The sequence below is a fragment of the Nevskia soli DSM 19509 genome (assembly GCF_000711955.1).
Lineage (GTDB): Bacteria > Pseudomonadota > Gammaproteobacteria > Nevskiales > Nevskiaceae > Nevskia > Nevskia soli.
This window is the reverse complement of sequence record NZ_JONR01000009.1, coordinates 24,196-50,294: the sequence shown is the minus strand read 5'-3', so window position 1 is coordinate 50,294 and position 26,099 is coordinate 24,196. Positions and strand designations below refer to the sequence as shown.

Sequence of the window (26,099 nt, the reverse complement as noted above, 5' to 3'; positions counted from 1 at the left end):
AGGCATGCACCGCGCCGCAACGGCCGGTGCATTCCTGATGTGGACGGCTATTTGTTGTAAATCCTGGTGACGTGCCCCGCCACCGCTTTCCACTCGCCGTTGCGGCGCACCAGGATATCGTGAAGCGTACGTCGAGCTTGAACGGCTTGCCGCCCCCAGTTCATCGCACAACGAAGTTGAGTGGAACTGGATCCCCGCCTTCGCGGGGACGACGACGGGGGCGTGGCGTGTCTGGAACTTGTGAGGGATGCAGGGCATCTGTATACGGCTCCCGGCCGTAAAGGAAGCCAGGCGGTACGATGCCTCCATTCACAGGATCCAGGGTCGACGATGTCCCAGATGAAGCATGGTTTTGTCCTGGCCCTGATCGCCGTGTTGTTCGTGCTCGGCGGCTGTTCGGGGGCGCAGTTCATCAATGCGGTCACTTCGGACCGCGGTTATACGCAGACGAGCGGCGTGGCCTTCGGCGACCATGGTTTGCAGCTGGATGTGTATGCACCGGATGGGGTGGTGAATGCGCCGGTGGTGGTGTTCTTCTACGGCGGCAGCTGGCAGGCCGGCGATTCGCGTAATCGGGCATCCTACAAGTTCGCGGGGCAGGCGCTGGCGGCGGCGGGCTACGTGGCGGTGATCCCGGATTACCGGCTGTATCCGCAGGTGAAGTATCCCGATTTCCTGGCCGACTGCGCGCAGGCGGTGAAGTGGGCGCACGACAACGCGGCGGCCTACGGCGGCAGTCCGGCGAAGCTGGTGGTGATGGGGCATTCGGCCGGCGCCTACAACGCGGCGATGCTGGCGCTGGACCCGGACTATCTCAAGGCGGCGGGTGGGGATCGGGCCTGGCTGCGCGGCATGGTGGGGCTGGCGGGGCCCTATGATTTCCTGCCCCTGACCGATCCGGTGCTGCAGACGATCTTCGGGCCGCGCGAGCAGTGGCCGCAGACGCAGCCGATCAATCATGTCGATGGACACGGGCCGCCGCTGTTGCTGATGGCGGGGGACAACGACGACGTGGTGTATGTGAAGAACACCAATAATCTCTACGACCGTATCCAGGCCAGCGGCGGCAAGGCGGAGCGGGTGACGTATCCGTCGATGAGCCATATCAAGATCATCGCGCTGATGTCGGCGCGGTTGCCGGGGCATGCGGAGTTGATGGGGCATGTCACGGATTTCGTGGGGCGGGTGACCGCGGATTAGCGGCGCAGCCGGCGGAATCGTCGGGTTGCAGGCCAGATTCTTCACTGTGCTCGGTATGACGGATGGCGAGCCACCGGCTTTTAAAGTGGCATATTCATTGCTGCATATATTGGGAGTTGAGCGGGTCGGAGACGATCGCTCTTCCGGACACAGGCGTCCACGCCGTCGGCATCCAGCCGGCCGCGTGGATTTTTTTTGTCCGCGGGATTTTCCGGGATGTGGGTTCGGGAGCAGTGGAGGCACGGGCGCATGCATGCACAGGAGATTTTCCGCGAGCCGGGGGTTTTGCCCGCGCCGTCCGGGTGGCGCCTGCCGTCCGTAGGGCTATGCCTGCTGGCCACGCTGCCGCTTTGGGCGGGACTGCTGCTGCCCTGGCTGCCGGAGCAGTCGGCAGCGCAGGGCAAGCCCGGGGTGCGTGATCCATTTGCGCTGGTGTTCACCGACGGACATCGGTTGGTTTGCGAAGGGTGCCGCGGCCTGATGGGGCGGTTGCGGCAATGGGCATTGCCGGTCGGCGCTAAGCCCGCGCTCACTGCGCGTGCGCCGGCGCGGAAGCCGGCGGCGGCTGTCGCATCCGTGGCCAGGCATGATGTCGCCACGCCGGCTGTCGCCACGCGTCATGTCGTATCGCACTATTTCGGTACGGGCAATTTCAGCGACGATGTCGACGCGGTGCTGCCGCAGTATCGCGGCAATTTCGAGGAGGCAGCGCGGCGCAACGGCCTGGACTGGCGCCTGCTCGCCGCCGTGGGCTACCAGGAATCACGCTGGAATCCCGCAGCGGAAAGTCCTACCGGGGTACGCGGCCTGATGATGCTGACCACGGATACGGCGCAGGATCTGGGCGTGGATCGCGAAGATGGGCCGCAGAGCATTCTCGGCGCCGGCCGTTTCCTGCAAGGCTTGTACGGGCAGTTGCCGCCGCAGATCCGTGAGCCGGACCGCACCGCCATGGCGCTCGCCGCCTACAACCAGGGCATTGGACACCTGATGGATGCGCGGGATGTGGTGATCAACCGCGGCGGCGATCCGGACCGCTGGACCGATGTACGCGCGGCCTTGCCCCTGCTCAGCGATGCGGACTGGCAGAAGACCACCAAGTACGGTCCCGCCCGGGGCGGCGAGGCGGTGGCCTTCGTCGATGGCGTGCGCCAGTACTACGCCCGGCTGAGCGCGCTGGCGCCGTCCGGTGCCAGGGGCAACGGTCTGCCAGCGGCGGATTCCCGTACAGCGCGGGTGGAGGGCGGTGGAAAAACCTAGGGTGTCGCGCCGCTCCCGGCAAGGGTGCGCCGGTTTGTTCCTCGTTGCCGCTACGGCGTTTCCGCCATCGCGTCGGCTGCTTCGGCCGGTTCCGGATGCAGGCCATACCAAGGCACGACGTTGGCACCCAGGCGAATGAAGTCGGCGCTGTTGCGCCGCCAGATCTTCTGATAGCGGTAGAACGGCACGCTGGGGAACAGGTGATGGATCAGATGGTAGTTCTGATACAGGAACAGCCATTTCATCAGCGGCTCGCCGCCGCGGCGCACGTTGGTGGCGGCGTAGGGGTTGTGGCGCTGCTCGACCTGGTGCGGATGGTGCGGCAGGTAATTGAAGGCGAAGGCCAGCCAGAGGATGGCTAGGCGCGCCGGCAGCAGCCAGTACAGCACCGCGTCCCAGCCGTGGCCGAGCGCCACGCAAGCGGCGAAGACGCCGATCAGCAGGAGGACGCCGGCGATCATCTGCCGCCGGTCTTTCACCGGTATGGTTTTCCAGTCGCGCAGGATCACGACGCCGTAGTACAGGTCGGCGGTGGCGCAGTGCAGCGGGCCGCGGCCGCTCCACTGGTCGGGATCGTCGGCCTCGTTGGTCACGCGGTGATGCTTGAAGTGGGCGTAGCGGAATGCGGCGCCGACACCGACCAGGCCGAGGAAGCTGCCGGCGATGCTGGTCAGAATTTCGTTGAGGCGCGGGTAGCCGCGCAGCAGGGAGCGGTGCACGCCGTCGTGCAGGACGGTGAACTGCATGAAGGCGGCCACGGTCTGCAGCAGGATCGCCGCCAGCGGCGGGATCAGGCCGTGCAGCACGGCGGCGAGGGCGCCGAGCCACAGGGCCAGCGCCAGGACGAAGAGCAGCAGGGTCGGCCACGCGATCGGCGGGGTCTGGTACACCGGTTCCTGCGGGATGCGCGGGCGCTTGGCGGCGGGCACGGCTACGGACATGGTGTGGCCTGGATGTATTGAACGATCGGTTAATTTAGGCTGGCGAGAGGGTCAAGGTCAAGCTTTTTTTGTCGGGGTTGCCGGAGTGGTGTCGTGTCGCGCCAAGGATTCCGGCATTGGGAAGTCCGCGCTGCGGAACCCTGGATACCGGCTTGCGCCGGTATGACGTCATTTTGTGTTGCTCGTGTTGCGCAGACGTAGTTCCGCGCAGGCGGAATCAGACCAGGCTATGTTGCTCGATGACGGCGCTGAAGCTTTTGCCGTTGATGTCGAGGTAGAGCTGGCGTTCGGTAACGGACAGCGAGACGGTATTCCGGCGCTCGATGGCCTTGGCGGCGTCTTCGGCGAAGCCGCGGCCGAAGGTGTAGAGCGGGATGGTTTCGGCGCGATGGATTTTCTTGCCGGCGAGCTGGGCCAGCAGGTTGGCGGGATCGCGGTGGGTATAGATGGCGGCGCGTCCGGCGTGCTTGCTGCCGCGATGCAGGCGTTCGGCGTCCGGCGCGCCGACTTCGATCCAGGCGGTGATGCGGCCGGTGAGATCGCGCACCAGCACGGCCGGCTCGTCGACGGCGGCGACGCCCTCGGTGAAGGCAATGCCTTCCTGGTACTCCAGGCAATAGGCGAGCAGCCGGGTCAGCATGAACTCGGCGGTCTCGGACGGGTGCCGCGCCAGGCGCAGTTCCAGGTCCTGGTAGACCGCGCGGTCGATGTCCGCCAGCTGGACGGTGAAGTTGTGGATGGTTGCGCTGAGTGCCATGGGGGCAGGAGCTTACACCGTCCGGCGATGGCTGTTCAGCGCGGCGGCACGGCGCGGGCTTGGCGGTATCATAGGGCGCGCCACGATGGCGGCCCCAGGGAAATCATGCGCGACGAGGTGAGCATCCGGGATTTGGTCTGGTACCGGCAGTTGCTGCCCCGGCTCGGCACTTATTGGGTGCACAAAGGCGTGGCGCTGACCGGCTTCATGACGGTCTTCTTCGTCGCGTATTTTCTCTTGCTGAATTTTCCGGCCTATCCGGTGACGCGGATGCCGGTGACCGCGCTGGATCGCGGCATCGGCTTTCATCCGCTGACTTTGGCAATGTATTTCTCCCTGTGGGTTTACGTCTCTCTGGCGCCCAGCTGGATGGTGCGCCGGGAGGAGTTGCTGGCCTATTTCTGGGGCGCCCTGGGCCTCGCCGTGAGCGGTTGTGCGGTGTTCTATTTCTGGCCTACGGCGACGCCGCCGCCCGATCTCGACTGGACGCAGTATCCCAGCTTCGGCTTCCTCAAGGCGGTGGACGATTCCGGCAATGCCTGTCCATCGTTGCATGTGGCCTTCGCGATATTTTCGGGGATCTGGGCGCACATCGGGCTGCGGCAGATGCGCAGCCCGGCTTGGGCGCTTGCCGTCAACTACATCTGGTGCCTGGGCATTGTCTACTCGACCTTGAGCACCAAGCAGCACGTGGTACTCGACGTGGCGGCGGGAGCGGCGCTGGGGGTGGCCTGGTTCTTCATGCACCGTTACCTGATCCTGCCGCTGGTGCGCGGCGGCCAGAGGGCGGTGGCGCTGGCCGAGTACGAGGGCGGCGTCTAGCTGTTGCTCAGCCGGTCTGTTTCAGTCGCTGCTCAGCGCCGACGACGCGGTTGCGTCCCAGCATCTTGGCCCGGTACAGGGCGGCGTCGGCCGAGGCGATCCAGTCGCGGCTGCCGTGCATGTCCGCCCCGGCCGCGGCGAGACCGATGCTGACGGTGGAATGCAGGCGGCCGTCCGCTCCGAACGCGCCGCTTTCCACCCCGCAGCGGATGCGTTCGGCGACGACCATGGCCTGCTGCACGTCGGCGTCGGGGAGGACGATGCCGAATTCGTCGCCGCCGTAACGGCCGGCGGTGTCGATGTCGCGCACGCAGCCCTGGATCAGGCCGGCGACGCCGCGGATGACCTCGTCGCCGACCGGGTGGCCATGCTGGTCGTTGATCGGCTTGAAGCGGTCGATGTCGACCATCAACAAGGTGGCGGGGCGGCCAAGGCGCTGATGGCGCTTCAACTCGCCCAGCAGCGCGTCTTCCCAGTGGCCGCGATTGAGCAGGCCGGTGAGGGAGTCGATGCGGTTCAGCTCTTCCAGCTGCTTGTTCTGGCGGCGTACCTTGCGCGCCAGGGCGAAGGTCAGGGTGGCTACGCCGATGGGATAGGCCATGAGGAAGGGCAGGCACAGCAGGATCTGGGTCAACGAGGTTGCCGGCTCGAAGCGCAAGCCGTACAGCGCCAGCGTGGCCGCCGCGGCGATCAACTGGGCCGTGGCGGTGCGCGCCAGGAAGCGCCAGCCGCCGACGCAGATCTTGTCCATCGACAGCATCGCGACCAGCAAGGCGCTGGGCAACAGGTTGAAATGCATCAGCACGATCCAGACGCCGGAGGTGGCCGAGTCGATCACCAGGTTGCGCCGTTCGGCGGCGTACGGCTCGGGGCTGCGCCGGGCCAGGTACCAGGCCAGGTGCGGCCATGCCACGGCGTTGAAAACCAGAGCGGCCCAGGCCAACGGGTTCGCGCCGTTGTTGTAGAAGACGCCGGCCACGCAGAAGAATGCCAAGGCCACGCCCAGGCTGCGCAGCCCGCGCATGCGGTCGATGAAACGCAGGTTTTCGGCAGGGGAACCCTTCAAGCTGTTCCTTGGCGGCGGGAGGGGTGAAATGATGCAGCGGACTTTGGCGAGCGCGGCAATCCGGGGACATCCAGGTCCGGCGGACTCCAGGCCGCCGCCGGGAAAAGGATATCCGCTTCCCTGGCGAACCGGGGACATTTCACGGCGGATCGGGCCGCGGCTCCGACATTTCCGGACAAATGGGTGGACGCGCCGCCGTGGACGGTTGGGGATCGGGGAGGCATGGCCCTGGGCGCCGTGCAGCGCCATGACCGCCCAGGGGTAAAAATCCGGTCAGCGCGCCTGTTTCACAGGGCGGCGTGCCATGACCATGCGGCGCAATTCACCGCGCAGAACCTTGCCCAGTTCGTTGCGCGGCAGCGCCGGCAGCAGCAATACGCGTTCGTCGTAAAAGCCCAGGTGCTGCCGGCACCAGGCCGCCAGTTCCTCCACTTCGCTTTTGGGATCCGGGACCAGGGCGGCGCCGAGCCGGGCGCTGCCGTCCGCCGCCGCGATCGAAAATAGGGCTGCCTGCTTCACGCCGGGATGCCGCAGCAGGATTTCCTCGATGGGCCCTGGCAGCACCTTGTGACCGCCGATATTGAGCAGGTCGTCGTTGCGGCCTTCGATCCGCAACAGCCCGTCGGCGGCAATGCTGCCGAGATCGCCGGTGTGGAACCAGCCGTCGCGGAAGCGCCGCCGGCTGAGCTCTGCGTCGCGGTAGTAGCCGTGCGGCATGGGCGTGGTGATGACGCGGATTTCCCCGGTGCTGCCGGGCGGCAGTACCTGGCCTGTTTCATCGACGATTTGCAGGCGGACCCAGCTTTGCACCCTGCCGGTACTGGCTGGCGCCTGTGCGAGGGTTTCGGGCGTCGCGATGGCGACCACACCGAGTTCGGTCAGCGCGTAGGTGACCTGGATCTGCAGTGTCAGGCGGCGCTGAAGGATGTCGAGCTGGGCGGCTGTAGGCATGCCGCCGACCAGACGCAGCTGCTTCAGGCCGGGCAGCCCGCCCTGAGGCCGCAGCGCGGCGAGGGCCAGGGCGCTGGCGGGCGACTGGATCAGGTGGGTCACCGCCTGCTGCCGCACGGCGGCGATGAGGTCGGGGAATTCGTTGCCCCGGGGAAAGACCACCGTGCCGCCGCGGCACAGGGTGCCGAGCAGGGCGGCGGTCGCCACCGTCAGATGCAGTCTCGGCGGCAGCAGGTGGGTGCTGCTGTCCCAACCCGCGGTGGTGCGCAAGGCACGTTCCAGCAGCTCGCCGTGCGTGTGCAGGATGGCCTTGGGTTCACCGGTGGTGCCGGAGGTCAGCGCCAGGCGCGCCGGGGTGGCGGCGGTCGGCCGGAAGCCGGTATCCGGCTCGGCTTCGTCGGCGCGTGCGCTGAGGCCGGCCAGGCGCAGCAGGGGGATGTCGCCGGCTGGTTCGGCCTGGTTGTCGGTCACCAGCAATTGCACGCCGTATTTGCGCGCCAGCCGCAATCGTTCCGCGGGCGGCAGCGCCGGGCCGAGCGGCACCACCAGGGCGCCAAGGCGGAGCAGGGCCAGCAGCACGGCGCAGTGCAGGGGCGTCTGTTCCATCACGACGCCGGTCACCGTGGCGGGATGGACGCCGTGGTGGTGCAGGCTGGCGGCGGCGCTATGCAGCAGCGCCAGCAACTGCCGGTAGCTGATGAGCTGGCCGTCGTGAACCAACGCGGGCGCAGCCGGGTGGCGCAGGGCGCTGTCGCGGAATGCCTCGACGATCGACGGACTCATGGCGGCATGTTGCCACGCCGGCCGGATGCAGTGGCGTGAACCGGGCCGCATCGCGTCCGCAGGCTCAGTCCGCGGCGGTTCAGATTGCGGCGAGGCTTTTGACCAGAAGTCCGCAGGCGACGAGAGCCAGCACCAGGGCGAAGCCGTATTGCACCTGGCGCGCCGACAGGGTTTTCACCAGCCGCCGTCCGAGCAGCATGCCGGCGGCGGTGGCGCCCGCGAACCAGGCGGTGGCCGGCAGCGGCAGCACGGCGCCGTGCAACAAGGCGATGGCGACGCCGCCGCTGCTGACCGCGGCGATGACCATGAGGGAGGTGGCGACAACGCCATGCATGCTGACGCCGCTGTAGCGGCGCAGCAGGGGCACGATGACGAAGCCGCCGCCGACGCCGAGCAGGCCGGTCATGAAGCCGGTGACGGCGCCAATTGCTGCGATCAGCGCTGCGGTGGGCCAGGTCCAGTGGATGCGGCCGGTTTTGGCGTCGATGCGCGCCAGGGCCATGGAGGATTCCGTAGCCGGCTCGGCATTGCGCCGCGCGCCGCCCAGCAGGCGGGCGGCGACCAGCAGCATCACCGCGGCGAAAATGCCGATCAGCCAGCGCTGCGGCAACTGGTGGGCACTGTGCACGCCGAGGAAGGTGCAGGGAAAGGCGGCTAGGGCCATCAGCAGGGCGGCGCGCCAGCGCACCAGGCGCTTGCGCAGGCCTTCGACGGCACCGACCGCGGCGCCGCCCGCCACCGCGATCAGGGCCACCGGCGTCGCCTGCTGCATGGTCCAGCCCATGCCGAAGACCAGGGCCGGCACCGCCAGGATGCCGCCCCCTGCGCCGGTGAGGCCGAGCACTACGCCGACGAGCAGGCCGAGGATGGAGGAGACGATCATCCGTCCAGTTTGCCGAATCCGCGCCGGCAGCGCGCAATGCGCTTACATATTGCGCCGGTATTCGCCGCCGACTTCGTAGAGGGCGTGGCTGATCTGGCCGAGCGAGTTGTATTTCACCGCCTCGATCAGGCTCTCGAAGATGTTGCGACGGTCGCGCGCGGTCTTCTGCAAGGACTTGAGGCCTTCGGGGGCGAGGGCGTTGCGGGCGGCGCGGTAGGCAGCGACGTTGTCGATCTGCTGGCCTTTCTCTTCCTCGGTGGAGCGGATCAGCTCGATGCTGGTGGCGATCTCGCCGCCGTGCTCCTTGGCCAGGAAGGTGTTGACGCCGATCAGGGGCAGGGAGCCGTCGTACTTCTTGTGCTCGTAGTAGAGGCTCTCTTCCTGGATCTTGCCGCGCTGGTACATGGTGTCCATGGCGCCGAGCACGCCGCCGCGCTCGCTGAGCGCCTCAAATTCCTTGTACACGGCTTCCTCCACCAGGTCGGTGAGGGCGTCGATGACGAAGCTGCCCTGCCAGGGGTTCTCGCAGAAGTTCAGGCCCAACTCGCGGTTGATGATGAGCTGGATGGCCACGGCGCGACGCACGGATTCTTCGGTCGGCGTGGTGATGGCTTCGTCGTAGGCATTGGTGTGCAGGCTGTTGCAGTTGTCGAACAGGGCGTACAGCGCCTGCAGGGTGGTGCGGATGTCGTTGAACTGGATCTCCTGGGCGTGCAGGGAGCGGCCGGAGGTCTGGATGTGGTACTTGAGCATCTGGCTGCGCGGGGCGGCGCCGTAGAGTTCACGCATGGCGCGGGCCCAGATGCGGCGGGCGACGCGGCCGATGACGCTGTACTCCGGGTCCATGCCGTTGCTGAAGAAGAACGACAGGTTGGGCGCGAAGTCGTCGATCTTCATGCCGCGCGCCAGGTAGTACTCGACGATGGTGAAGCCGTTGCTGAGGGTGAAGGCCAGCTGGCTGATCGGATTCGCCCCGGCTTCGGCGATGTGGTAACCGGAGATGGAAACCGAGTAGAAGTTGCGGACCTTGTGTTCGACGAAGTACTGCTGGATGTCGCCCATCATGCGCAGGGCGAACTCGGTGCTGAAGATGCAGGTGTTCTGCGCCTGGTCCTCTTTCAGGATGTCGGCTTGCACGGTGCCGCGCACGGTGGAGAGGGTTTCGGTCTTGATCTTCGCATAGGTCTCGGCATCGATCACTTCGACGCCGGAGACGCCGAGCAGGCCCAGGCCGAGGCCGTCGTTGGTCGGCGGCAGTTCGCCGGAGTAGGCGGGGCGCTTCTTACCCTTGTAGATCTCGGCGATCTTCTTTTCCGCGGCGGCCCAGCGCTTGGGATCGGCCTTGAGGTGTTTCTCCACCTGCTGGTCGATGGCGGTGTTCATGAACATGGCCAGGATCATCGGCGCCGGGCCGTTGATGGTCATGGAGACGGAGGTGGTCGGGGCGCACAGGTCGAAGCCGGAGTAGAGCTTCTTCATGTCGTCCAGCGTGGCGATGCTGACGCCGCTGTTGCCGATCTTGCCGTAGATGTCCGGGCGGGTGTGCGGGTCCTCGCCGTAGAGGGTGACGGAATCGAAGGCGGTGGACAGGCGCGCCGCCGGCTGGCCGTGGCTCAGGTAATGAAAGCGGCGGTTGGTGCGCTCCGGCGTGCCTTCGCCGGCGAACATGCGGATCGGGTCTTCACCGGTGCGGCGATACGGATATACGCCGCCGGTATAGGGGTAGTCGCCGGGCAGGTTTTCCTTGCACAGGAAACGCAGCAGTTCGCCGAAGCTCTTGTAGGTGGGCGCGGCGATCTTGGGGATTTTCTGGTGCGAGAGCGAGTCGCGGTAGTTCTCGACCTTGATGACCTTGCCGCGCACCTCGTAGCCGCCGTACTCGTCGGTGATGCCCTTGAGGCGGGTGGGCCACTCGCGCAGCAGGTTGAGGGAGTCGGTGGAGAGGGTCTTCACCGCGTCCTGGTAGCGCTGGCGCAGGGTGGCGAGGGTGCGGTCGCCGGCTTCGTTCAGGGCATCGGAGCCGTAGAGATCGAGCTGTTTGGGTAGTTTGGCGTCGCCGACTTCCTGCAGTGCCTGCCAGAAAGCCTGGGCGCGGTCGGCGGCCTCCGCCTGGCGCTCAATCTCGCTGTTGATACCGCGGCCGTTCTCGGCGATCTCGGCCAGGTAGCGCACGCGATTGCCGGGAATCAGCACGGTGGCGCGCGGTTCCTTCAGGCTGGTGTCGAGGTCCGGAGTCCATTTTTCCGCCGGCAGTCCGAGCTTTTCGCGCAGCAGGCGGCACAGGTTGGTGAACATCCAGGTCACGCCAGGATCGTTGAACTGGCTGGCGATGGTCGGGTAGACCGGCACGTCCTCGTCCTTCAGTTCGAACTTGACGCGGTTGCGCTTCCACTGCTTGCGCACGTCGCGCAGGGCGTCTTCGGCGCCGCGACGGTCGTACTTGTTGAGCACCACCAGTTCGGCGAAGTCGAGCATGTCGATCTTCTCCAGCTGGCTGGCGGCGCCGTAGTCGCTGGTCATGACGTACATGGGGAAGTCGACCAGGTCGACGATCTCGGAATCGGACTGGCCGATGCCGGCGGTTTCGACGATGACGAGGTCGTAACCCTGGGCCTTGAGGAAGCCGATGCAGTCTTTCAGCACGATGCTGGTGGCGGCGTGTTGGCGGCGCGTGGCCATGCTGCGCATGTACAGGCGCGGGCTGCGCAGGGAGTTCATGCGGATGCGGTCGCCCAGCAGGGCGCCGCCGCTGCGGCGGCGGGTGGGGTCCACCGCCAGCACGGCGACGCGGATTTCGGGGAAGGCCTGGAGGAAACGCAGCAGCAGTTCGTCGACCACGCTGGACTTGCCGGCGCCGCCGGTGCCGGTGAAGCCGAGCACCGGGGTTTTCTTGCCGGCGAGGGCCCACTGTTTGCGCAGCTTGGCCAATTCGGCTTCGCCGAACAGGCCTTCTTCGATGGCGGATAGCATCCTGCCGATGCTGATCTCGTCGTCGAGCGAGACCTGGGCCGGCTCGGCGGTGGCGACCCGCGCGCCTTCCGCGCGCTTGACCAGGTCCTCGATCATGCCGACCAGGCCCAGCTTGGCGCCGTCGTTGGGATGGTAGATGCGCTCGACGCCGTAGTCGTGCAGGTCCTTGATCTCTTCCGGGGTGATGGTGCCGCCGCCGCCGCCGAATACCTTGATGTGTCCGGCGCCGCGTTCGCGCAGCATGTCCACCATGTACTTGAAGAATTCCGTGTGGCCGCCCTGGTAGGAGGACAGGGCGATCGCGTCGGCATCCTCTTGCAGGGCGGCGCGCACGATGTCCTCGACCGAGCGGTTGTGGCCGAGGTGCACCAGTTCCGCGCCCTGGGCCTGGATCAGGCGGCGCATGACGTTGATGGCGGCGTCGTGGCCGTCGAACAGGCTGGCGGCGGTGATGAAGCGCAGCGGCGCGGTACGCGCGGCATCGCCGGCTTCGGCGGGCGGGGGAGTGGGGACAGGGCGGGACATGAAGCGTCTCCAGTAATGGGTCTTACGCAGTTGGCCCCGATTTTAACGCTTTGCGACGCTACCACGGGGTAATCGGGCTTGTTTCACAGGCTCGTCCAGGGTTCGCTGCGCGCCGCGGGATGCCGGGCTGCGGCCGCAGCGGCGGGGACCAGGCCAAGCCGCCATTTCACACCTGATTGCGCGCCACAGCCTCCCGCAACTGGGTGATATTTTCGCGCAGCATGTCGGCTACCAGCTCGTCGGTGCGGGGATCGCGCAGGACTTCCTGCACCACGTCGAGGCCGGCGTCGACCACGCTGGCGACGATGTCGTCGTAGAACGGCAGGCGCTTGAGCCGGCCGGTGCGCGGGTCGGCGCGCAGCTTGTCGGCGATCATGGCGCGCAGTTCGCGGTGGTTCTCGTCGAGGGCGCGGGCGATGTTGCGGGTGTAGGTACCCTTCTGCAGGACGTCGGCCACTTCTTCCAGCACCGCGATGGTGACGGGACCGCTGATGGCGTCGACGATGCTGGCGGAGAAGCGGTCGACCAGGCGGTAGGTGAATTCGGCGCCGAGGGCGCGGTCCGCCGCCATGCCGAAGCGCGACAGCAGGATGACGATGCGCAGCACCCGGAACAGGCGGAAGCCGCGCAGTGCCGGGTGGGCGATGGGGATCATGCCGAGGATGTCGTACCAGTTGTGTACCAGGTAGCGCCAGCGCCAGCCGGCCTGGCGCCAGCGCCACAGGAATTCGGCGGCGAAGATGGCGCAGATCAGGTAGTCGCCGCGGATGATCCACCAGCGGTCGGCGGCGCTGACCGGCCCCCAGGTTTCGTAACCCAGCAGGCCCACCGAAAGCAGCGCCAGCAGCAGCATCGACCAGTCGAGCCAGCCGATGCCGCGCAGCGCCTGCCGCAGAGAGTGTGTTTCCGCAGGCGCTGTCGGTGCCGGTTCAGTCATGACCGCGACGAGGCGGCGCCGAGCATGTAGGACTTGTTGGCGGCGAAAAAGGCGTGGAACTGGTCCGCCGGCAGGGCCTTGGAGAACAGCCAGCCCTGGACGTAGTCGACCTTCAGTTCGCGCAGGTAGGCGAGTTGGGCGGGGGTCTCAACGCCTTCCGCCACCGTTTTCAGCTTGAGCTGGTTGGCCATGCGCACGATGGTGTCGACCAGTCCGGCGGTGACCGACTCGGTGCCGATGGCGTCGATGAAGGCCTTGTCGATCTTCAGGTAGTCGAAGGGGAAGCGGCTCAGGTATTTGAGGCTGGAGTAGCCGCTGCCGAAATCGTCGATGGCGATGCGGGTGCCCATGGCGCGGATGTTCTTCAGCACCTCCAGCGCCTTGTTGTCCTCGTTCATGATCAGCTGGTGCTCGGTGACCTCGAACGTGATCTGCCCCGGGGCGATATGCGGGCCGAACACGGCCTTGATGTCGGCCAGCAGCCGCGGGTGCTCGAAGTGCTGCGGGCTGAGGTTGAGCGAGATGTGGAGTTGCGGGTTTTCCTTCAGCAGCGCCGCCATGTCGGTGACGATGCGCCGCATCAGCCACTTGGTCAGGTCGACGATGAAGCCGCTTTCCTCGGCGGCGGCGATGAAAGTGTCCGGCAGCAGGACGCCGAGTTGCGGGTGGTGCCAGCGCAGCAGCGATTCGGCGCCGATGCAGGCGCCGTTAACGGTATCGATCATCGGCTGGTAGTAGACTTGGAACTGGCCATCGGCCAGGGCGTCCTGCACGCTGGCGGCGGCGGAGAACTGGCGCCGGGCGACGAACAACAGCAGCACGAACAGCAGGGCCGAGGTGAGCAGGCCGAGGCTGCCGAAGATGAGGGCATTGCGCCGCCAGTTGTGCAGCAGCCAGGTGGGGGAGCCGATGGCGACGGCCTGGATCGGATAGCGCTTCGATTTGAGAATGACGCGGTCGCCGCCGATCCGCGTCTGCGGCAGATCGGCGTTGAGGCCGAATTGGGACAGCGTGGCGCCGTCGCTGCGCTGCAGGATCAGGGTGACCTGGTCTTCGGTGGCGTATTTGCGCATCGGCTCGCCCAGCAATACCGGGTTCAGGTGCAGGCCGAACATGGCATTCGCGGTCGCCCGGTAGTGGATGATGATCGAGACGATATTGTTCTCCCGCGCCAGGGTCACCGGCGGCGAGATATGCAGGCCATGGTCCGGCACCACGGTGTTTTCCCGGTAGGTGATGGGCTGGACGGCCTTGCCGGTGCGGCTGCTGCAGATCACGGCGCCGTTGGAAATCAGCGTCGCCTCCTGGAAATAGATCGATTCGAACGCGGTGCGACGCAATGCCTGGTAGGTGGTGTTGTTGCAATGGATCTCCAGGGATTGCGCCATCCCGGCCAGGGTGAATTCTGCCGTGCCGAAAATCTCGTCGGCGCGGTCGACCGCGGTCGAGGCATAGCGCTGCAGCCGGTTATTGGCATCCTGCACGGTCTGGAACCACGAGATCACCAGGAAAGCGACCGGCGGCAGCAGGCCGGCCAGGGCGACCAGGGCCAACAGTAGTGTCTTGCGGCGACGCCCCCTCAAACCAAGCTCTCCCATGGCAGCAATATCATATTGTTATTGCGTAAAGCTCCAGCATAACGACAGGTATCGTCAAGCGGTGAGAATGACTTCATACGCGAGTGTCGTATATTTGAACTATTGAAGTTCCTTTATGAGCGGTTGCCGTCCCGCGGCACCGCGCCGGCCCGGTGATCGCATGCTGTTCCGCCAACTGTTCGATGTGGAGTCCTCGACCTATACCTACCTGCTGGCTTCGCGGGTGGGCGGGGAGGCGTTGCTGATCGACCCGGTGCAGGAGAAGACCCCGCTCTACCTCCAGCTGATCGCGGAACTGGGCCTGAAGCTGGTGATCGCAGTGGATACCCACACTCACGCCGACCATATCACGGCGCTGGGCGACCTGCGTAGCGCCACCGCCTGCACCACGCTGATGGGCGAGCGCACCCGGGCCGAGTGCGTCTCGGCACAATTCCGCGACGGCGAGATGGTGGGCTTCGACGGCGTGCGGCTGCGTGCCCTGTATACGCCGGGACACACCAACGAGTCGTTCAGCCTGGTCGGCGACGATCGGGTCTTCACCGGCGACGTGCTGCTGATCCGCGGCACCGGGCGCACCGATTTCCAGAACGGCGATCCCCGCGAATCCTACGACTCGATCTTCAACAAGCTGCTGCGCCTGCCCGACGAGACCCTGGTCTACCCGGCGCACGACTATCGCGGCTGCACGGTTTCGACCATCGCCGAGGAGCGGCGGTGGAATCCCCGGCTGCAGGTGCGGTCGGTGGAGGAATACGTGGCGTTGATGAATGGCCTGCGCCTGCCCAGCCCGAAGCTGATGGACGTGGCGGTCCCGGCCAACCTGCGCTGTGGACAGGCTGCCTGAATTGCCCTGAGCGGAAGCAACAAGCGGCGGCGCTGTTATGCCGTAAACCGTCTATTCATATCCCTATAAAGTCTCGGCCGGCTGTATTCCGGCGCCCTGCACCGCACCTATGATTGCCGCCGGCGAATAAGCTGGCGGGGCGCAGGATGTTGAACAGGCGATATGCGGCAGGGGTGTTGGCGCTACTCGGTGCGGCGGCCTTGCCGGCCCAGGCCACCAACGGCTACTTCATGCATGGCTACGGCACCGCGTCCAAGGCGATGGGCGGCGTCGGTTATGCCCTGCCGCAGGACTCGCTCGTGGTTGCGAGCAATCCCGCCGGATTGACCCTGGTGGGGGATCGTTATGACCTGGGCGTGGACTGGTTCACGCCGCGCCGCTCCTCCGAAATCCAGGGCAATACCAGCATCGCGGTGTTGCTCAGCGGACGCAGCGCCAATGGTGAATACGACGGCAACGCCATCAAGAATTTCTATATCCCCGGCTTCGGCTACAGCCGGCAGATCAGCCAGCGCTTCAGCGCCGGCATCGCCATGTACGGCAACGGCGGGCTGAATACCGACTACAGCAACAATCCCTTCGCCGCGTTCCAGCTCAGCGGCACGCCGCGCAATGCCGGGGTGAACCTGGAGCAGCTGTTCATCACGCCTTCGGTGGCCTTCCGCATCACCGATCGCCAGTCGATTGGCGTGTCGGTGGATGTGGCATACCAGATGTTCAAGGCTTACGGCCTGCAGGCTTTCGCCATGACCGGGTTTCCGGGACCGCCGCCCTTGAATGTAGTGGGACCATTCTCGATCTCGCCGGGCAATGTTACCGACAAGGGCTATGCGCGCTCCTGGGGTGTGGGCTATCGCATCGGCTACCTGGCGGAGCCGGTCGACGGGCTCACCATCGGCGGCAGCTGGCAGCCGAAGATCCACATGCAGCGCTTCCGCCAGTACGAGGGGCTGTTCGCCGGCCACGGCAGCTTCGACGTCCCGGCCAACTTCGGCGGCGGCATCGCCTACCGCTGGCGCAAGACCATCGTCGTCTCCGCCGACGTGCAGCGCATCATCTACAGCAGCGTGGCCTCGGTGGGCGACAGCCTGCAGCCCTTCGTCGACGGGGTGAAGCTGGGCGCCGACGGCGGCCCGGGCTTCGGCTGGCGCAACATGACCGTGTACAAGTTCGGCGCCGGCTATCGCCCGTGGAAGCCGTTGGAGCTGATGGCCGGCTACAGCTACGGCAAGCAGCCGGTGCCGCAGGACCAGACCCTGTTCAACGTGCTTGCCCCCGGCGTGATCACGCGCCACTACACTGTGGGCGCCTCGCTCAGCCTGGGCCGCGGCTACGAGGCGAACGTGTATTACATGCGGGCGCCGGAGAGCCGGGTCTACGGCCAGGGCTCGATTCCCAACAACGGCCTGCTGCCGCCGGGCAGTTTCGGCGGCGGCGAGGCGAATATCCGGCTGAAGGAGCAGGCCATTGGCGCTTCATTGGCGGTACGCTTCTAGGGTTGTCGTGGCTCCGGCCCGTTTGAAAGAGAGGAATCATGTACCTGCACGCGCTTGAAGGTGGCTTGCTGATCGGTTTTGCGGCTTCGCTGCTGCTGCTCGGCAGTGGCCAGATTGCCGGCATCAGCGGGATCGTCGGCAATGTGGTCGAGCGATGGCCCGGTGCGTGGCGCTGGGCTTTTCTCGGCGGACTGGTGGCGGCGGTGCTGATCGTGCGCCTGGCGGGAGGGGTGGTGCCCGGGCAGTTGGAGATGGGTTGGCCGCTGATTCTCGGCTCGGGCCTGCTGGTGGGATTCGGCACGCGACTAGGCTCCGGCTGCACCAGCGGTCACGGCCTGTGCGGTCTGGGCAACCTGTCGACGCGTTCGCTGGCGGCGACGCTGATCTTCATGCTGGTGGCGATGGTCACGGTGTTCGTGGTGCGTCACCTGCTGGCGGGAGGCTGAGATGAATCCGAACTTGCGCAAGGCGATTCCCTTCGTGTCCGGGCTGATCTTCGGACTGGGCCTGATTCTCTCCGGCATGACCGATCCGCAACGCATCCTGGCTTTCCTGGATGTGTTCGGCGCCTGGAATCCCTCGATGGCACTGGTGATGGGCGGGGCCATCGCGGTCACGTTGCCGGCTTACACCTGGGTGCGGCTGCGCGGACACAGCGTGGCCGGTGTGGCGGTGACGCTGCCGGACCGCAAGACCATTACACCGCGGTTGCTGGTGGGCAGCGCTTTGTTCGGCGTTGGTTGGGGCTTGAGCGGTGTGTGTCCGGGGCCGAGCATTCTGATTGCGGCCAACGGGCTGCTGGCTGGGGTGTGGGCGCCGGTGCTGTTTCTGCTTAGCGTGATTGCGGGGATGCTGCTGTATGCGGCTTGGTCGCGGCGCGCGGCACCGACAACTCTGCCGGGGTCGGCGCAGGCGAGCGGGCTTTAGATCTGGTAGTGCTGCGCCCGGTAAACGGCGGGTCGCGGACCCGCCCTATGATGAGCAGCTGACTTCGATGTGCCGGGCCGAGGCGGGGGGCTCTTCGGCGTAGCGTTCCATCTCCGGCTGTTCGTCGAACGGCCGGTTGATCAGCTTGAATAGCGTGTCGATCTCTTCGTAACTACCGCCCTGCGCCTGTTCGATCGCGGCCTGCAATAAATGATTGCGCAGCACGTACTTCGGATTCACGGCGTTCATGCGCACGGCGCGTTCCGTGTCGTCGGATGATTCGGAGCGCAGGCGCGCGCGGTAGTCGATGACCCAGGCGTCGAAGGCTTCGAGGTCGGCGATTTCGTCGCGGATGCCATGGGCCGGCGCGTCGGTGTCTGTGCGCAGGCGGGCCAGGTGGCGGAAGCTGCGGCTGAAATCGGAATGGCCCTTGTGCAGGATGCCGAGGAAGCGGTTGACCAGTTCCGGATCGTCCAGGCGCAGATCGCGCAGGCCGAGCTTGGCGATCCACATCGGGGTCATCGCCTGGGTGTACGCGGGCGGGTAGCGCTCGAGGATGCTGTTGGCGATTTCCACCGCCTGTTCGGGCTGCTCGGACAGCAGCGGCAACGTTGCCTGTAACAGGCGCGAGCAGTTCCAGTGGCCGATCATGGGCTGCTGGTCGTAGGCGTAGCGGCCGCCCTCGTCGGTGTGGTTGCAGATGTGATGGGCGTCGAAGGCGTCCATGAAACCGTAGGGGCCGTAGTCCAGGGTCAGGCCCAGGGCGGAGAAGTTGTCGGTGTTCATCACGCCGTGGCAGAAGCCGACGGCCTGCCACTGTGCCATCAGGCGGGCGGTGCGCTCGGTCACTTCGGTGAGCCAGGCCTGGTAACGGTCCTCGCGCCCGGCGAACTGGGGGAAATGCTCGTTGATGACGTGGTCGGCCAGCGGCTTCAGCTCGGCGTGCCGGTTCTGGTAGTAGAAGTATTCGAAGTGGCCGAAACGGATGAAGCCGGGTGCGGTGCGGCATACCACGGCGGCGGTCTCGATGGTTTCGCGCCGCACCGGCTGCGGCGAGCCGACCAGGCTCAGCGCACGGGTGGTGGGAATGCCCAAAGCATGCATCGCCTCGGAAGCCAGGTATTCGCGGATGGAGGAGCGCAGCACGGCGCGGCCGTCGGCGAAGCGTGACCACGGCGTCTGGCCGCCGCCCTTGAGTTGCAGTTCCCAGCGGTCGCCGTCGCGGCCCTGCAATTCGGCAATGAGGTGGGCGCGGCCGTCGCCGAGTTGCGGTACGAAGCTGCCGAACTGGTGGCCGGCATAGACCGAACTGATCGAGGCATAGTCGGGCCAGGCGCGATTGCCGGCCATCAGAGCGGTGAACTCCGGGCGCTGCGCGGCGGCGGCCTCGATGCCGATCTCTTCGGCCAGGGCGGCGTTGAAGTGCAGCAGGACCGGCTCGGGCAGCGGCGTGGTTGCCACCTGCGGCGCGTATGTGTCGCCGAGTGCGGCGTAGCGCCGCGTCTGCGGCAGCAGGGGTGGGGCGGTGAAGGGTACGGTGCCGTCGGCGCTCATGGCTGGTGGAGTTCCAGAGTCGAAGTAGCATCCAGCGCGGGGTCCGAGCCGACGATGAGGCGCGCGCCGCGGCTGAAGCTGAAGTAGTTGAACAGCCACTGCAGTGTCACCAGCAGGCGATGACGGGTGCCGATGAGGAAGTAGATGTGGGCCACGCCCCACAGCAGCCAGGCCGGGAAGCCCTTCATGCGCAGCCAGCCGAAATCGATGATCGCCAGGTTGCGGCCGATGGTGGCGAGGTTGCCGAAGTTCTTGTAGTGGAACGGCGCGGGTTTGGGCTTGCCGCCGACGGCGGCGAGGATCAGCTTGGCGGCGTAGGCGCCGGCCTGCTTGGCCGCCGGAGCGACGCCGGGAATCGGCTTGCCGTCCTGCAGCACCTGGGCGGTATCGCCGATGACGAGGATGTGGTCGTGGCCCGGCACCGACAGATCCGGCTGTACCTGCACGCGGCCGGCGCGGTCGGCCGGCGCACCGAGCCAGCGCGCGGCGGGCGAGGCGGCGACGCCGGCGGCCCACAGGATGGTGGAGGCTTCGAGGCGCTCGCCGGAAGCGGTAACGCCGTCCGCATCGCATTCCGTTACCTGCCTGCCGAGCCAGACTTCGACGCCGAGGCGTTCCAGTGCATGCCGCGCGTATTCCGACAGGGACTCGGGGAAGGCGCCGAGCATGCGCGGCGCCCCTTCGATCAGCACGATGCGGGTATCGCGGGGGTCAATGGAGTGGAAATCCGAAGCCAGGGCCTTCTTCGACAGCTCGGCGATGGCGCCGGCCAGTTCCACGCCGGTGGGACCGGCGCCGATGATGGCGAAGGTCATCAGGCGTCTGCGCTCCGCCGGATCTTCCGTGTTTTCCGCGCGCTCGAAGGCGAGCAGGATGCGGCGGCGGATCATGGTGGCGTCGTCGATGCGTTTCAGACCAGGGGCGATGGGCGCCCAGCGGTCGTTGCCGAAATAGTTGTGGGTGGCGCCGGTGGCCAGGATCAGCCAGTCGTAGGCGAGCTGCCGCCCGTCGGTGAGCCGCACCTGGCCCTGCGCGGTGTCGACGCCCTCGACTTCGCCCAGCAGTACCCGCGTATTGGCCTGGCGGCTGAGAATGCCGCGCACCGGCCAGGCCACATCCGAGGGATTGAGGGCGGCGGTGGCGACCTGGTACAGCAGAGGCTGGAACAGGTGGAAATTGCGGCGGTCGACCACGGTGATGTCGACCGGGGCCCTGGCCAGAGCCTGGGCGGCACTGAGGCCGCCGAAGCCGGCGCCGACGATCAGTACCTGGGGTCTGACGGATGATTGCGGCATAGTGGCCTGTGTGGGGGCGGACGGGCGGATCGCAAGTGTGAAGTGTGACGCAAAGCCGCCCTGACCGCTGCGCGGCAGACCTTGTCCGGGCGCGAGGCCACACGCAAAATCCGAATCAATATAATGACTTTGACCAAACCAGGCTTAGAGCCTGTAACAGAATGAATCGCACCTGCGTTGCAGTCCAAAATCGCGTCAGGCAAGGCGGAGGCCCCAGCCATGGTGATTCCATGGCTGGGGCTGACAACGCAGTCTGGCGCGATTTTGGGCGCAACCCTTCGGGACGGGGCCATTTTTTCGCATTGCTGCGCCGGCCAGAGCGCACCATGGAATCACCATGCCGCACTCTGTCCGACTTGCACTGCGCAAAAATGACCGCCGTCGCAGGCGCGATTCATTCTGTTACAGGCTCTTAGAAGAGGCATCATGGACCCAGCAAAGCAGGACAGCATCGACGCCGCGGTACTGCGGCGCCTGCTGGAACACCTGGACAGCCGCAAGGACGTGCAGAACATCGACCTGATGAACCTGGCCGGCTTTTGCCGCAACTGCCTGTCGAAGTGGTACGCCCAGGCGGCGCGCGAGGCGGGGGTGGAAGTGGCGGACGATGCCGCCCGCGAGCGCGTCTACGGCATGCCCTACGGCGAATGGAAGAAGCTGTACCAGAAGGAAGCGAGCGGTGAGCAGAAGGCGGCAGCCAAATGAATCGGCGGCGTAGCCGCCGACTAAAACCCCTCTACCGTGTAACGGGAGAGGGGAGGGCCGATCGCGGAGCGATTGGCGGGGTGAGGGAAGCCCCCAATCATCATTCTGTGCACAGGTCAGGTATGGCTGGGGCTTTGATAAAAACGCCAAAGCCTGATTCACTGCATTACTAGACCGGTAACAGGCAGGGGGAACGATGCGCGGCTATGCCATGTGGGGTTTGATGTTGCTGGCGCTGCCGGCCTGGGCCGATCCGGGGGGGGACAAGGCCGCCGTCGATAAAGTCCTGCAGTGCATGCGCGCCAATGTGCCGCCGACCCTGCGTATCCAGGAGATCGAGCTGCAGGCGACCGACCGCGCCGGGGCCAGCCGCACCATGCGGGGCAAGCTCTTCGCCATGCGCGACAAGGGTCTGCTGCGCGCCATGGTGCACATCGCCGAGCCGACCGACCTGGCCGGCGCCGCCTACCTGGTGCGGGAAACCGCCTCCGACGATCACGCCGACGAGATGTACATGTTCCTGCCGGCGATGAACCGGGTGCGGCGCATCACCGGGGCAAGCGCCGACGGCTCCTTCCTCGGCACCGATTTCAGCTACAACGACGTCAAGCAGATCGAGAACGCCTTCGGCGATACCGACGGCAAGCTGGAAAAGCCGGAGCAGATCGAGCAGCACCCGGTGCATGTGATCACCTTCAAGCCCAAGGCCGACCAGTCCTCGCGCTACAGTCTGCTGCGCGCCTGGGTCGACCAGAAAACCTGCGTGGCGCTCAAGGTGGACTTCTTCGAAGGCGATGTGCCGCGCAAGGAACTGAGCGCGCCGGTCTCGGCCATTCAGCAGTCCGGCAACTACTGGTACCTGTCGCAGGCGCTGATGCAGGATCTCAAGGACCATACCAGCACCCGGCTCAAGGTTGTCGGCGTGAGCAGCGGGACCGACCTTGCAACACGCTATTTCGACCCGCATTCCTTCTACCTGGGGAATTGACGGGCGGTCCGGCAGGGCGGGGGAAGACATGAAACGCTTGGGGAAGTGGTGCGGGCTGATGCTGCTGGGCGCGATGCCGGCGCGCGCGGACGAGGCCCTGCAGAAGATCTTCGACTGCATGCATGCGAACCTGCCGCCGACCCTGCGCGTGCAGCACATCGAGCTGGAGAACACCGACCGCAGCGGCTCCACGCGCATCCTGAAGGGACGGCTGTACGCGATGCGCGACAAGTATGCCGGCAGCGAAGGACTGATCCGCGCCATGCTGCACATCGACGTTCCGGATTACCTGGCCGGGGCGGCCTGGCTGGTGCGCGAGGGCAAGCCGGGCGCGGAGGACGAGATGTACGTGTTCCTGCCCTCGGTCAACCGGGTGCGCCGGGTCATCGGCGATGCCGGCTATGACTCCATGCTCGGCACCAATTTCAGCTACGTCGACTTCAAACAGCTCGAGAACGGTTTCGGCGGCGTGCCGGCGGCAACGCTGGAAGCGCCGCAGCAGATCGAACAACGGCCGGTCCACGTCATCTCGTTCAAGGCCCAGGCGGGGGCAACCGGCTACAGCGCCATCCGTACCTGGATCGATCAGAAGACCTGCGTCACCCTCAAGGCGGATTTCTACGACGGCAGCGCGGTGCGCAAGGAATTCACCGCGCCGGCCGCCGCGCTGCGCCAGTCCGGCGTCTACTGGTACCTGTCGCAGGGCCAGATGCATGACCTGCGCGACGGCACCACCACGCTGCTGCGCATCCTCGACGTGAGCAGCAGCGAGGAGCTGCCCACGCGCCTGTTCGATCCGCGGCTGTTCTACCTGGGCAAATAGAAAACAACCGTGTTCGCCTGGATCGCACGCCTGTCCCGTCATCCGCGCCTGCTGCTGGTGCTGGTCTTCGTCCTGGCCGCAGGCGCGGTGGTGCTGTGCGTCGACCCGCGCACCCTGAAGCCGCGCTTCCAGGTCGACCCTTCCGCCGAGGCGCTGCTGCCGGCACAGAACGCCGACCGCGCGGTGCTGGCCAAGGTGCGGCAGACCTTCGGCGAGGACGATCCGGTGATCGTGGCGGTGCATTTCGAGCCGAACGTCTTCACCGCGGAGAACCTGGAGAAGATCGCCAAACTGACGCAGATCTTGCGCCAGTTGCCGGGCGTGCGGGGTGTGTTCTCGCTGGCTACGGCGCCGAACCTGATGGCTTCCGGCGACGATGTCTCCATCACCTCGTTCACCGAGCAGGCGCGCACCGATCCGGGCCAGGTGGCGCAGTTCCCGGAACAGCTGGCGGCCAATCCGCTGTATCGCGGCACCCTGGTTTCGCCGGACGGGCATAGCGCCGCCTTCGCCCTGTCCTTCGGCGACAACGACCCGGCGCACTACGCGGCGTTCAAGCTGTCGGAGAAGATCCGCGCCGCCGCCGCGGAGGTGGCGCCGGGCTGCGAGGTGCGCATCACTGGCACCCTGCCGGTGCGTGCCGCCACCGCCGCGGCGCTGTCGCACACCCTGGCCTTCACGGTGCCGGCGGTGTTCGCCTTGGTGGCCTTGCTGCTGCTGGTGACCTACCGCAGTTTCCGCGCCATGGTGGCGGCGCTGCTCACGGTGGGCCTGGCGCTGACCTTCACCGTGGCCACGGCGGTGCTGCTGCATATCGAGTTCAACCTGGTCACGGCGATCGTGCCGCCGCTGGTCATCACCATCGGCCTGTCCTATACCATCCACCTGCTGTCGGCGTACTTCCTGTCGCGGCAGATGATTCCGCTGGCCGGCTCGCAGGAGCGGGCGGAGTGGGTGATGAACCGCATCGTTACCGGACTGAGCCTGTCCGGCGCGACCACGGTGGTGGGCTTCCTGTCGCTGCTGCTCAATCCCCTGCCGGCGATCCGCTCCTTCGCCCTGCTGGCCAGCATCGGCACCGCCTATGTCGGTTTGCTGACGCTGGTGTTCATGCCGCCGCTGCTCAATGCCCTGGGCAGCTCGCGCGAGGCGCCGCCGATCGGCGAGCGCATCTTCGCCGCCTGGGGTGTGCGCCTGGCCAACTTCGACACGCGCTGGCGCCGCCAGATCATCGCCATCGCCCTGGTGCTGATCCCGGTGGACATCTACTTCGCCTCGCATATCCGCACCGGCACCGAGTTCATCCAGAGCTTCGGCGTGAACTCGCCGGTGCGGCAGGACTTCGAGGCGATCAACCGCACCTTCAACGGCGCCAACCTGGTCAGCATCTATGTCGACACCCACGTCAACGACGCGCTGACCGACCCGGTGCAGATGCGGCCGCTGGAGCAGCTGGAGGACTGGCTGCACCAGCAGCCCGAGGTCGGCGCGGTGGTGTCCTACATCGACCACCTCAAGCTGCTCAACAAGGCGCTGAACCAGAACGACCAGGCCTATTTCGCCATTCCCGACAGCGCCGCCGCGGTGAAGCAGCTGCTGGTGTTCGGCGGCGGCGACGCCATCCAGCGCGTGGTCGATCCGCGCTTCCGCAGCGCGGTGATCACGGTGCGCATCAACGTCGACGGCTCCATCGCCATCGGCGATTTCCTCAAGCGCCTGGACGAGCAGCTCGACGCCCTGCCGCCGCCGCTGCAGGCCCAGGCCACCGGCAGCACCGTCATCGCCACCCGCGCCGTGGCCGCCATCGCCAGCGGCCACCTGGCTTCGATCGCCATCGCCACCGTCGCCATCTGGGCGCTGCTGTCGGTGATGTTCACTTCGATGCGCGCCGGGCTCATCGCCACGCTGCCGAACATCGTGCCGGTATCGGTGTACTTCGGCACCCTGGGCCTGCTGCACATCAGCCTCAACCCGACCACCAGCCTGATCGCCTGCATCGTGCTCGGCATCGCCGTCAACGACACCGTGCACTTCCTGGCGCGCTTCAACGCCGACGCGCGCGAGCAGGGCGGGGAGGCCGGGGCGATCCGCTCGGCGCTGTCGGCGGTGCTGCGGCCGATCACCCTGGCGACGGCGGCGCTATGCCTGGGTTTCCTGGTGTTCACCGGCAGCGAGCTGCGCAACCAGGTGCAGTTCGGCGCGCTGGCCGCCTGGACCCTGTTCTGCGCCTGGGTTGCCGACATGACGCTGACGCCGGCGCTGGGCTCTCGCCTGCGCATCGTCACCCTGTGGGACATGCTGCGGCTGGACCTGGGGCGCAGCCCGCAGCACACCATTCCGCTGCTGTCCGGGCTGAGCCTGCGCCAGGCGCGGCTGTTCGCCCTGATGTCGCGGCTGGAACAGGTGCCCTCGGGGGTGCGCATCATCCAGGAGGGCGATCTGGCGCGCGACGTCTTCGTGGTGATCGACGGTACGGTGGAAGTGGTGATCGACCGCAACCACGAGCGCAAGGTGCTGTCCACCCTGGGCCGCGGCGCCGTGATGGGCGAAGCGGGGTATTTCGGCCAACGCCGCACCGCCAGCGTCGATGCGCTCAGCACGGTGCGCCTGTTGCGCTTCGACTCGCAGGACCTGGAGCGCCTGCGCGTGCGTTACCCGAGCATTGCCGCCACCATCTACCGCAATCTCAACCGCATCCAGGCGGAGCGGATCGCGAGGATGACGGCGCTGGTGCAGTGAGGCAGTGGTTGGTGGCTGGTGATTAGTGGCCA

Annotated in this window: 21 protein-coding genes; 11 read left to right on the top strand and 10 right to left on the bottom strand. The window is 66.4% G+C overall.

Annotated features, from left to right (window positions below; genetic code table 11):
- The first annotated feature begins 330 nt into the window (after window positions 1–330).
- Both BP26_RS0105585 and BP26_RS27385 read left to right on the top strand, forming a co-directional pair.
- Entirely contained in the window at window positions 331–1,200 is an 870-nt protein-coding gene (locus BP26_RS0105585) for an alpha/beta hydrolase (RefSeq protein WP_036516195.1), read from the top strand.
- A gap of 249 nt (window positions 1,201–1,449) precedes the next feature.
- The gene (locus BP26_RS27385; RefSeq protein ID WP_029919590.1) at window positions 1,450–2,460 is read left to right on the top strand and encodes a transglycosylase SLT domain-containing protein; all 1,011 of its coding nucleotides are present in this window, start codon (window positions 1,450–1,452) and stop codon (window positions 2,458–2,460) included.
- 50 nt (window positions 2,461–2,510) lie between these two features.
- On the opposite strand, the gene BP26_RS0105575 is transcribed toward BP26_RS27385, so the two are convergent.
- Together BP26_RS0105575 and BP26_RS0105570 are read right to left on the bottom strand one after the other, a co-directional pair.
- A complete protein-coding gene (locus BP26_RS0105575) occupies window positions 2,511–3,401 on the bottom strand; it encodes a fatty acid desaturase (RefSeq protein ID WP_051748395.1) in 891 nt (296 codons plus the stop codon).
- Between the two features lie 217 nt (window positions 3,402–3,618).
- The gene (locus tag BP26_RS0105570) at window positions 3,619–4,158 is read right to left on the bottom strand and encodes a YaeQ family protein (RefSeq protein ID WP_029919588.1); all 540 of its coding nucleotides are present in this window, start codon (window positions 4,156–4,158) and stop codon (window positions 3,619–3,621) included.
- A 105-nt stretch (window positions 4,159–4,263) separates the two neighbouring features.
- Here BP26_RS0105570 and BP26_RS0105565 point away from each other — a divergent pair, with 105 nt between their 5' ends.
- Window positions 4,264–4,980, top strand: a complete 717-nt coding sequence (locus BP26_RS0105565; protein WP_084182840.1) for a phosphatase PAP2 family protein — start codon at window positions 4,264–4,266, stop codon at window positions 4,978–4,980.
- Between the two features lie 7 nt (window positions 4,981–4,987).
- Here the strand turns inward: BP26_RS0105565 and BP26_RS0105560 are convergent, their stop codons facing one another.
- The 6 genes from BP26_RS0105560 to BP26_RS27380 form a co-directional block, all read right to left on the bottom strand.
- Window positions 4,988–6,046 carry a sensor domain-containing diguanylate cyclase gene (locus BP26_RS0105560; protein ID WP_036516194.1) on the bottom strand — a complete coding sequence of 353 codons (1,059 nt, stop codon included), beginning with the start codon at window positions 6,044–6,046 and terminating at the stop codon, window positions 4,988–4,990.
- 273 nt (window positions 6,047–6,319) lie between these two features.
- Complete coding sequence (locus BP26_RS0105555) at window positions 6,320–7,780, bottom strand: class I adenylate-forming enzyme family protein (protein WP_029919585.1); 1,461 nt, start codon at window positions 7,778–7,780, stop codon at window positions 6,320–6,322.
- Window positions 7,781–7,859: 79 nt separating this feature from the next.
- Window positions 7,860–8,663, bottom strand: a complete 804-nt coding sequence (locus tag BP26_RS0105550; RefSeq protein ID WP_029919584.1) for a sulfite exporter TauE/SafE family protein — start codon at window positions 8,661–8,663, stop codon at window positions 7,860–7,862.
- Window positions 8,664–8,705: 42 nt separating this feature from the next.
- On the bottom strand, window positions 8,706–12,158 hold the full coding sequence (locus BP26_RS0105545; protein ID WP_029919583.1) for a methylmalonyl-CoA mutase family protein: 3,453 nt from the start codon (window positions 12,156–12,158) through the stop codon (window positions 8,706–8,708).
- 166 nt (window positions 12,159–12,324) lie between these two features.
- The gene (locus BP26_RS0105540; protein ID WP_084182837.1) at window positions 12,325–13,095 is read right to left on the bottom strand and encodes an ion transporter; all 771 of its coding nucleotides are present in this window, start codon (window positions 13,093–13,095) and stop codon (window positions 12,325–12,327) included.
- Complete coding sequence (locus BP26_RS27380) at window positions 13,092–14,678, bottom strand: EAL domain-containing protein (protein ID WP_169740650.1); 1,587 nt, start codon at window positions 14,676–14,678, stop codon at window positions 13,092–13,094. The genes BP26_RS0105540 and BP26_RS27380 overlap by 4 nt, the downstream gene beginning before the upstream one ends.
- A 175-nt stretch (window positions 14,679–14,853) precedes the next feature.
- Here BP26_RS27380 and BP26_RS0105530 point away from each other — a divergent pair, with 175 nt between their 5' ends.
- From BP26_RS0105530 to BP26_RS0105515, 4 genes are all read left to right on the top strand, one after another.
- A complete protein-coding gene (locus BP26_RS0105530; RefSeq protein WP_029919580.1) occupies window positions 14,854–15,540 on the top strand; it encodes an MBL fold metallo-hydrolase in 687 nt (228 codons plus the stop codon).
- Window positions 15,541–15,686: 146 nt separating this feature from the next.
- Entirely contained in the window at window positions 15,687–17,036 is a 1,350-nt protein-coding gene (locus BP26_RS0105525) for an OmpP1/FadL family transporter (RefSeq protein WP_029919579.1), read from the top strand.
- A 38-nt stretch (window positions 17,037–17,074) separates the two neighbouring features.
- Window positions 17,075–17,482 (top strand): YeeE/YedE family protein, encoded by a 408-nt coding sequence (locus tag BP26_RS0105520; protein ID WP_029919578.1) that lies wholly within the window; start codon window positions 17,075–17,077, stop codon window positions 17,480–17,482.
- 13 nt (window positions 17,483–17,495) lie between these two features.
- Window positions 17,496–17,963 (top strand): DUF6691 family protein, encoded by a 468-nt coding sequence (locus BP26_RS0105515; RefSeq protein WP_051748437.1) that lies wholly within the window; start codon window positions 17,496–17,498, stop codon window positions 17,961–17,963.
- A gap of 45 nt (window positions 17,964–18,008) precedes the next feature.
- On the opposite strand, the gene BP26_RS0105510 is transcribed toward BP26_RS0105515, so the two are convergent.
- Window positions 18,009–19,517, bottom strand: a complete 1,509-nt coding sequence (locus BP26_RS0105510) for a protein adenylyltransferase SelO (protein WP_051748387.1) — start codon at window positions 19,515–19,517, stop codon at window positions 18,009–18,011.
- Entirely contained in the window at window positions 19,514–20,812 is a 1,299-nt protein-coding gene (locus BP26_RS0105505) for an NAD(P)/FAD-dependent oxidoreductase (RefSeq protein ID WP_029919575.1), read from the bottom strand. The genes BP26_RS0105510 and BP26_RS0105505 overlap by 4 nt, the downstream gene beginning before the upstream one ends.
- Window positions 20,813–21,238: 426 nt before the next feature.
- Here BP26_RS0105505 and BP26_RS0105500 point away from each other — a divergent pair, with 426 nt between their 5' ends.
- The 4 genes from BP26_RS0105500 (at window position 21,239) to BP26_RS0105485 (ending at window position 26,067) form a co-directional block, all read left to right on the top strand.
- Complete coding sequence (locus tag BP26_RS0105500) at window positions 21,239–21,517, top strand: DUF1244 domain-containing protein (RefSeq protein ID WP_029919574.1); 279 nt, start codon at window positions 21,239–21,241, stop codon at window positions 21,515–21,517.
- Between the two features lie 196 nt (window positions 21,518–21,713).
- A complete protein-coding gene (locus BP26_RS0105495; protein WP_029919573.1) occupies window positions 21,714–22,505 on the top strand; it encodes an outer membrane lipoprotein-sorting protein in 792 nt (263 codons plus the stop codon).
- A 28-nt stretch (window positions 22,506–22,533) separates the two neighbouring features.
- Window positions 22,534–23,328: an outer membrane lipoprotein-sorting protein gene (locus tag BP26_RS0105490; protein ID WP_084182835.1), complete on the top strand. Its 795-nt coding sequence runs from the start codon at window positions 22,534–22,536 to the stop codon at window positions 23,326–23,328.
- Window positions 23,329–23,337: 9 nt separating this feature from the next.
- Window positions 23,338–26,067 carry an MMPL family transporter gene (locus BP26_RS0105485; RefSeq protein WP_245611718.1) on the top strand — a complete coding sequence of 910 codons (2,730 nt, stop codon included), beginning with the start codon at window positions 23,338–23,340 and terminating at the stop codon, window positions 26,065–26,067.
- Window positions 26,068–26,099 lie beyond the last annotated feature (32 nt).